The organism is Sphingomonas sp. (assembly GCF_039594485.1).
Taxonomy (GTDB): Bacteria; Pseudomonadota; Alphaproteobacteria; order Sphingomonadales; family Sphingomonadaceae; genus Sphingomonas.
Window position 1 is genome coordinate 1 of sequence record NZ_JBCNNI010000068.1, and the last position, 8059, is coordinate 8059.

Sequence of the window (8059 nt, forward strand, 5' to 3'; positions counted from 1 at the left end):
TTGAACGCCGGGCTGTGGTTCCGACGGGGTCGCTTGCTCATCTTGCCTCCTGCTTACGGCCAGCATGGCCGCTGTCAGATCGACAATCCACTTATCCACGCTGTTCAAATTCCCCGAGCCACCTCTCTTGTGGATATCCTCGACACAGTTGAGGCCCGGTTGGCTGCCGCCGATCGGCGTGGGCAGCAGGCTCTTCACCAGCGCTGGCCCGGCCGGGTCGGCTGTGCACAGGCCTTCCGGGATGGCGAAGGCGAAGACCGCCGAGACGTGCTGGCGGATGCGCTTGGCGGTATCGATCGCGCCGCGGCGTTCGATCCGCCGCAGCATGTCGAGCACCATGCCCGAGGTGATATCGGGCAGCGGCAGACGGCCGATCGCGGGATAGACGTCGCGCTCCAGCGCCTGGCGGACCTTGGTGGCCTGAACCACCGACCAGCGGCCGAGCTGGGCTTCGTGCCAGCGCTTGGCCACGACCTCGAATGTCGCGCCGGCCGCCGCGTGCGCCGCCATCTCGCGCTTGTGCTCCTCGATCTGCGGATCCTTGTGGTCACGCAGCTCGGCCCTGGCCCGGTCCCGCATTTCGCGTGCCTTGGCCAGGCTGATCTCAGGGTACCGGCCGAAGACGATGCGCCGCTCCTTGCCGCCGAAGCGGTATTTCATGCGCCAGGATTTCGCGCCCTTGGTCGTCACGAACAGGTAGAGCCCGGCTGAATCGGCGAGCTTGTAATCCTTCTCGGCCCCTTGTGCTTTTCGGCACTGCGTATCGGTCAGCGGCACGATGCCCCCACTTTGAATTTCAGTGCCCCCAGTCGTGCCCCCACGGGGCGTGACATACGGGGGCACGGGGTGAGACACCTCGCGACGCTGTCGCACCTGAATTTCCGTGGTTTAGCAAGGGCGTGAGACACGCTGCGACGCCCTGAAACAACCCCGTGGTGGGTCCGCCGGGACTCGAACCCGGGACCTCTCGATTAAAAGTCGCTTGCTCTACCAACTGAGCTACGGACCCTCCATCGGGTGGAAGCGACCTAGGGGCGCGGACGCCTGCGGTCAACACCATGTCGCAAATGCCGTATCCGCCGCCCGCCGCGCGGGTCGCGCCAGTCGGCCGCGATGCTCGCCAGCGGATGCAATACGAAGGCCCGGCTCGCATAAGCTGCATGCGGCACCAGAAGCCCGCGCGACCGCCACGCCCCTCCGGTCCACAGGATGATGTCGAGATCGATCACCCGCGCGCCCCAGCGTTGCCCACGTCGCCGACCGAAATCGCGCTCGATCGCCTTGAGCATCGCCAGCATCTCCGGCGGGCTCCGTTCGCTGCGGACCAGCGCCGCGGCATTGGCGAAGGCGCGAATGGAGGGGCCGACCGGCGCGGTGGTCAGGATCGGCGACACCGCATAGATGCCCTCGATTCGCGCCAGGGCCGCGCGAATTGCTTCACGGGGGCCGCCGTGGCGGCCGGGCCGGTTCGATCCCAGCGCGATGGCATAGCTTGTCGTCGTCATGCCCCGCGACTACCGCAAGTCGGTGAACGAAGCATCCTTTCCCATCATCCCCGCAAGCCTGATCCCGGCCCAGCCGCCGCGCGACTGCCCGCTCTGCCCCCGCCTGGTCGAAGTGCGCCACATGGTCGCCGCCGAATATCCCGGCTGGTGGAACGCCCCCGTGCCGCCGTTCGGCGACGACGACGCATGGCTGGCAATCGTCGGACTGGCACCGGGCAAGCATGGCGCGCATCGCACCGGACGCCCCTTTACCGGCGACGGGGCGGGGCCGCTGCTCTACGGGACATTGGCCAAGTTCGGGCTGGCCCAGGGCGCGTTCGCGGCGCGGATCGATGACGGCCTGACGTTGAACGGCGCGGTGATCCTGAACGCGGTCAAATGCCTGCCGCCCGAGAACAAGCCGACGCCCGACGAGATCCGCGCCTGTCGGCCTTTCCTGGCGCAGGAACTGGCGGCACTGCCCCGGCTGTCGGTCGTCATCGCGCTGGGCCAGATCGCGCACCAGTCGGTGGTCAAGGCGCTGGGCGGCAAGCTGCCCAAGGCACGCTTCGCCCATCTGGCCGAGCATCGGATGCCGGGTGGGCCCGTGGTGCTCGATAGCTATCACTGCTCACGCTACAACCAGAATACCGGCCGCCTGACGCCCGAGATGTTCGAGGCGGTGTTCGCGCGGGCGATGGAATTGCGGACCTAAACCCGATCCTCCCCCAAGCGCCGCCTGGGGAGGGAGACCATCGCTTGGAGGGGCGTCTTAGATGTCCTGCACCAACCGCCCGTAAAGCTCCGGCCGCCGGTCGCGGAAGAAGCCGAAGGCCGCGCGGTGGCGCTTCACCCGGTCGAGGTCGAGCGTGGCGACGATCACGCCCTCTTCCTCACGACCCAGTTCGGCCTGGATGTCGCCGCGCTCGTCGCAGATGAAGCTGGTGCCGTAGAAGGTCTGGCCATGTTCGCAGCCGATGCGATTGGCCGCGACGACCGGCACGACGTTGGACACCGCATGGCCCACCATCGCGCGCCGCCACAGCCGCGCGGTGTCGAGGCTTTCGTCATGCGGCTCGTTGCCGATCGCGGTGGGGTAGAACAGGATTTCCGCCCCCATCAGCATCATCGCGCGCGCGGTCTCGGGATACCATTGGTCCCAGCAGATGCCGACACCCAGCTTGGTCGCGGGACCGTCCCACACCTTGAACCCGGTATTGCCGGGACGGAAATAGAATTTCTCCTCATAGCCCGGACCGTCCGGGATATGGCTCTTGCGATAGACGCCCGCGACCTTTCCATCGGGATTGATCATCGCCAGCGAGTTGTAATGGTGCGGGCCGTCCGCCTCGAAGAAGCTGGTCGGGATATGGACCTTCAACTCGGCGGCCAGTTCCTGCATCGCCAGCACCGCCTTGTGCTCGGCCGTGGGCTTGGCGTTGCTGAACAGCCCTTCGTCCTCGACGCGGCAGAAATATTCGCCCTCGAACAGTTCGGGCGGCAGGATCACCTGTGCGCCCCGCGAGGCGGCCTCGCGGACCAGGCGCGAAACCTCGGCAATGTTGCGGTCGATATCGGCGGTGAAGGCCAGTTGCAGCGCGGCGACGGTGATCTGGGTCATGGCCACGCCCTTTAAAGGCTCCCATTCCCCTCGTCACGCACCTTCGTGGCGAGTCGCATGCGCAATTCGACCAGAAATGGCGCGGGCTCGTCGAGTCGAAAGGCGACCCGCCGGACCGGCGTGCGGTGCCAGCGCGAACGGGGTGGTTGCGGCCGCGCCAGATCCAGCATCAGGTTGGGCCAGGCGAGCAGCGCGATGTTCCAGCTATCCTCTGCCCGCACCGTCGCGCCATCAGGATTGGCCGCGACGTCCGATATGGCGTCATAGGGGATCGTCCGATCGACCAGGAAGCCGGCGCGCACCCTGACCCCGCTGTCGGTCAGCAGGACGGGCGACAGGCGCAGCGACTTGATGAGACCGATCAGATAGAGGAGCGAGACATCGCTGATCGCGAACAGGATCAACGCCGCCGTCCGACTCCAATGCGCGACGAGCAGATGGGTGACGCCGATCTCGATACAGGACAGGCAGAGCAGCGCGATCATCATCGGCCGCAAATGCCGGTCATAGCCAAAGCCGCGCGTACCCGCCGGGATATCCGGCGCGACCCGCCAGCGGAATAGCGCGAGATGCAGCAACCGCGCCTCCCCCACCGCCAGCTTCGCGAGCGGCCGGGGCCATAGCTCGGCCAGCAAAACGGTCCAGCGATCGGGATCCGCGCGATCCCATCGCCCTATCCGCTCGGCGACGCGCCACAGGCCCCAGCCGCCATGCACCGCGATCGCGGCCACCGGCACCGCCAGCGCCCAGGGCATCGCGATCAGCGCGGCGCGGACCGGCGGCGGCGACAGGCTCAGCACCGTCATGCCCGCCGCCGCCATGGTCGCGACACCCGCGCGCCAGCCGGGACGACGGCTGCGCGCCAGCAGCCCCAGCATCATCGCATCGGATGCGATCCAGAGGAACAGCAACGCCGCCGCGCGCGGATATTCGGCCGCCACCGGCAGGCGCAACAGCGCCGCCGCGCCGGCGATGACGATCGGGGGAATGATGGTGGGCAGGATTGACGGGCCGGGCGTGTCGGCAGACCGGGCGATCATGACGGGCACCTCCTTCTCGGAACGGGCCCGACGGATCCTATCGCACCAACCCGGCAACGTCACGGGTTTCGCCAGCCCAAACAAAAGGCCCGCGATTCCCCTGAGGGGAAATCCGGGCCTTTCGTCATGGGCCGGGATGGTTGATCAGCCGATCGCCGGAATCTGCTGCGAGATGCAGTGGAAGCTGCCGCCGCCGGTCAGGATCGCATCGGCGCGCAGGCCGACGACCTCGCGATCGGGGAAGATCGCCTGGATCGCCGCGACCCCGGCCGCGTCATTCTCGCTGCCATAGAGCGGGACGACCACCGCGGCATTGCCGATATAGAAGTTCATATAGCTGGCGGGCACGATCTCCTCATCGCGCAGGACCCGGCCCGGCGAGGGAATGGTGACGACCTCCACCCCGGCCGCCGTCGCGGCGCGCTTGGCCGCCATATAGACCTGCCAATTGGGATCGTTCTCCGCCGCCTCCGGCATGGCGAGGCGATTGGGGCCGACAAAGCGGGCGAGATTGTCGACATGCCCGTCGGTGTGATCGTTGAGCAGTCCGTCGCCCAGCCAGATGATCCGGGTCAGCCCCAGATCCCGCGCCAGTTGCTCGGCGATCGCCTCCTCGGTCAGATCGGGGTTGCGGTTGGGGTTGAGCAGGCACTGGCGCGTCGTGACGACCAGGCCGGTGCCGTCGCCGTCGATCGCGCCGCCTTCCAGCACCCAGTCGCACAACCGCGCGGGGATGCCGCGATCCTCGGCCAGCCGCGCGCCGACCGTGTCGTCGCCGGGCAGGTCATATTTGCCGCCCCAGCCGTTGAACCGGAACAGCCGGGCCGATCCGTCGCCGGTGATGATCGGCCCGGTATCGCGCAGCCAGATATCGCCAAAGGGCTGGACGACCACCTCCGCGACATCCCCGGCCATACCGCGCGCCGCGTCCGCCGCTTCGCCGTCGGCGGCGACCAGGATCACCCGCTCGCCGCGACCATCGGCATGGACCGCGCGGGCAAAGGCCAGCACCTCCTCGCGCGCGGGTTCCAGATCGTCTTCCCACAATTCCGGGTGGCTGGGGAAACCGATCCAAACGGCCTCATGCCTGGCCCATTCGGCGGGCGGAGGGGTGGTCACGCTAGGCGTCGTCACTGGGCATTCTTCCTGCTTTGATCGCGAATGGCGCGAAATTCGGCGGTGGGATACCAGTTGGGCCACAGGCCCGGTCGGTCCGCCAGCGTCCTGCCCAATTGATAATAGACCGTCAAATCCTCGACCGCGCCCGACCAATCCCAGTTGGGATCATATTCGTCGGCGGGCTTGTGATAACGATGGGCGACATAATCCTCGGTCGCCTTCTTGCCCGCCGCGACGCCGCCCATCACCTTGTCCTGCCCCGACCCGCCATCGAGCATCGGCACGCCGAACTTGGCAAAGGAGAAATGGTCGGAGCGGTAATAGCTGCCCCGCTCGGGATTGGCTTCCTCTCCGATATAGCGCCCCTGCGCGCCGACCAGCCCCTTGGCGATGTCCTCGATCTCGGACTTGCCCTTGCCGACCAGCACGAAATCCTTCGACCGGCCGCTGACGTTCAGCCCGTCCATGTTCACGCCGCCCACGGTCCGCGCCAGCGGGAAGACGGGATGATGCGCATAATAGGAGGAGCCGAGCAGCCCGCTTTCCTCCGCCGTCACCGCCAGGAATGCGATCGAGCGCTTGGCGGGGCCTGCCTTGGCCTGCGCCTCGGCCAGCGCGACCAGGCCGGCCACGCCGCTCGCATTGTCGAGCGCGCCATTGCAGATATCGTCGCCGTCCACCGCGTCGCAACGGCCCAGATGGTCCCAATGCGCCGAATAGAGCACATAATCGCCCGGCTCGGTGGTGCCGGGCAACAGGCCGACGACATTCTTCGACGCCTGGCGCCGGATCGCGTTGGTGAAGCCACCCGACAGGGTCAGGCCCAGCGGCACCGCCTTGAACCCCTTGGTCTGCGCCGCCTTGGTCAGCGTGGCGAGATCGCGGCCCGCCGCCGTCAGGATGCGCTCCGCCACCGGCTGTTGCAGCCAGCCGATGATCTGGCTCTGGTCCAGATGATCGCCCGCCTCGTCCAGTTCGAGCTGCGGCCCGGTCCAGGAGGATTGCACCACCGCCCAGGGATAGGCGGCGGGCTCGGTCTGATGGACGATCAGCGCGGCGGCGGCGCCATGTTTGGCGGCATTCTCGAACTTGTAGGGCCAGCGACCATACCAGGTCATCGCCCGCCCCTCGAACGGCCCCTCGCGGCCCATGGTCTGCCAATCGGCGTCGTTGATCAGGATCACCACCGTCTTGCCGCGCACATCGACCCCGGCATAATCGTCCCAGCCCTTTTCGGGCGCGGTGATGCCATATCCGACAAAGACCAGTTCGCTGTTCTTCACGTCGATGCGCGGCGTCACGCGATAGGTGCCGACCACCATGTCGGTGCGATAGGCCAGCGAAATGGGTTGCCCCTTGCCCGATATGGTGAAGGGCTGGACGTCGGTCGCGGTGATCTCGACCATCGGCACGTCCTGCGTCCAGCTTCCCTTGTTGCCGGGCTTCAGCCCCGCCTTCTGAAAGCGGTCGATGATATAGGCGACCGTCTTGTCCTCGGCCGGGGTGGTGGGCGCGCGGCCCTCATATTCGTCCGAGGACAGGGTCTGCGTCACCGTCTTCAGCGTCTCGATCGAAATGGCGGGCTTGTCCTGCGCCATGGCGGTGCCGGATAGGAGGAGCGATAACAGGACCAGACGACGCATGATGTGCTTTCCCCTTTGTTATGGGGGCGTTGTGCCCGGCCGCGCCGTCAGGGGCAAGGCGTGAGCATGGCGCGATGCCAAAGAGCCTCCCCCCGCGCAGCGGTCGCCCGAAGGGCGATGACGGTGGTTCAATCGGGCAGGGAACCGCCCTAGAACAAAGCCGATGGCGCCCGATCCTTTGGCGCCGACGCGGTTGGGGATGACAGGATGCGGACGATCGGCCTGATCGGCGGAATGAGCTGGGAAAGCTCGGCCGAATATTATCGCATCCTGAACCAGGGCGTCCGCGATCGCCTGGGCCCCACGGCATCGGCATCGTGCCTGCTATGGTCGTTCAACTTCGCCGAGATCGAGGAATTGCAGCACCGGGGCGACTGGACGGCGCTGACCGATCGCATGGTGGACGCGGCCCAGCGGCTGGAGGCGGGCGGGGCCGATGTCCTGCTGATCTGCACCAACACCATGCACCGGATGGCGGGCGCGGTTCAGGACGCGGTGGGCATCCCCCTTCTCCATATCGCCGATCCCACCGCCGGGCGGATCAAGAGCGCAGGGATCGGCAAAGTCGGTCTGCTGGGCACCGCGTTCACCATGGAGCACGACTTTTACAAAGGGCGTCTGGCCGAACGTCACGGCCTGGATGTGATCGTTCCCGATGCCGCCGACCGGGCGACCGTGCATCGGATCATCTATGAGGAACTCGTCGCGGGGAAGGTCCTGCCCGAGTCGCGGGACGCCTATCGCGCGGTGATGGCGCGACTGGTCGCCGCCGGTGCGGAAGCGATCATCCTGGGGTGCACCGAAATCATGCTGCTCGTCCGTCCCGAAGACAGCATCGTGCCACTGTTCGATACGACCGCGATCCATGCGCAGGCCGCGATCGATCTCGCGCTGGGCGAATAAAGGGACTTCCGGCCGGACCGAGCCATCGCCCTTCGGGGGAGGCCTCTCCCGGCCGATTCGCCAGCGAGAGGCAAATGAAAAAAGGCGGCCCCGAAGGACCGCCTTTTCGCATTCGGTAAGGCCCGAAAACTTAGCGCGAATAGAATTCGACGACCAGGTTCGGTTCCATCTTCACCGGATAGGGCACCTCGTCCAGCGTCGGCACGCGGGTCAGGGCGACCTTGGTGTTGCCGTCGGCGGTGACGTAAT

General features: G+C 66.8%; 8 protein-coding genes, 1 tRNA gene and 1 pseudogene. 2 read left to right on the forward strand and 8 right to left on the reverse strand.

Annotated elements, in window-relative coordinates:
* The 3 genes from ABDV78_RS19135 to folK all read right to left on the reverse strand — a co-directional run.
* A partial coding sequence (locus ABDV78_RS19135) for an integrase arm-type DNA-binding domain-containing protein (protein ID WP_343529047.1) occupies positions 1–777 on the reverse strand: 777 nt, incomplete at its 3' end.
* Between the two features lie 156 nt (positions 778–933).
* Positions 934–1009, reverse strand: a tRNA-Lys gene (locus ABDV78_RS19140).
* Between the two features lie 19 nt (positions 1010–1028).
* Entirely contained in the window at positions 1029–1505 is a 477-nt protein-coding gene (gene folK, locus ABDV78_RS19145) for a 2-amino-4-hydroxy-6-hydroxymethyldihydropteridine diphosphokinase (protein ID WP_343529048.1), read from the reverse strand.
* Between folK and ABDV78_RS19150 the strand changes: the two genes are divergently transcribed.
* Positions 1504–2199 (forward strand): uracil-DNA glycosylase, encoded by a 696-nt coding sequence (locus ABDV78_RS19150; RefSeq protein ID WP_343529049.1) that lies wholly within the window; start codon positions 1504–1506, stop codon positions 2197–2199. The two genes, folK and ABDV78_RS19150, sit on opposite strands and share 2 nt — an antisense overlap.
* Positions 2200–2256: 57 nt before the next feature.
* On the opposite strand, the gene aguB is transcribed toward ABDV78_RS19150, so the two are convergent.
* The 4 genes from aguB to ABDV78_RS19170 form a co-directional block, all read right to left on the reverse strand.
* Entirely contained in the window at positions 2257–3105 is an 849-nt protein-coding gene (gene aguB, locus ABDV78_RS19155; protein WP_343529050.1) for an N-carbamoylputrescine amidase, read from the reverse strand.
* An 11-nt stretch (positions 3106–3116) separates the two neighbouring features.
* Positions 3117–4145, reverse strand: coding sequence for a hypothetical protein (locus tag ABDV78_RS19160; protein WP_343529051.1), 1029 nt, complete (start codon positions 4143–4145; stop codon positions 3117–3119).
* 144 nt (positions 4146–4289) lie between these two features.
* Entirely contained in the window at positions 4290–5264 is a 975-nt protein-coding gene (locus ABDV78_RS19165) for an agmatine deiminase family protein (protein WP_343529052.1), read from the reverse strand.
* Positions 5265–5275: 11 nt separating this feature from the next.
* On the reverse strand, positions 5276–6907 hold the full coding sequence (locus ABDV78_RS19170) for a M28 family metallopeptidase (protein ID WP_343529053.1): 1632 nt from the start codon (positions 6905–6907) through the stop codon (positions 5276–5278).
* A 207-nt stretch (positions 6908–7114) separates the two neighbouring features.
* On the opposite strand from ABDV78_RS19170, the gene ABDV78_RS19175 reads away from it, so the two are divergent.
* The gene (locus tag ABDV78_RS19175; RefSeq protein WP_343529054.1) at positions 7115–7810 is read left to right on the forward strand and encodes an aspartate/glutamate racemase family protein; all 696 of its coding nucleotides are present in this window, start codon (positions 7115–7117) and stop codon (positions 7808–7810) included.
* A gap of 130 nt (positions 7811–7940) precedes the next feature.
* On the opposite strand, the pseudogene ABDV78_RS19180 reads toward ABDV78_RS19175, so the two are convergent.
* Positions 7941–8059 (reverse strand): annotated as a pseudogene (locus ABDV78_RS19180) (30S ribosomal protein S4); the annotation flags it as partial.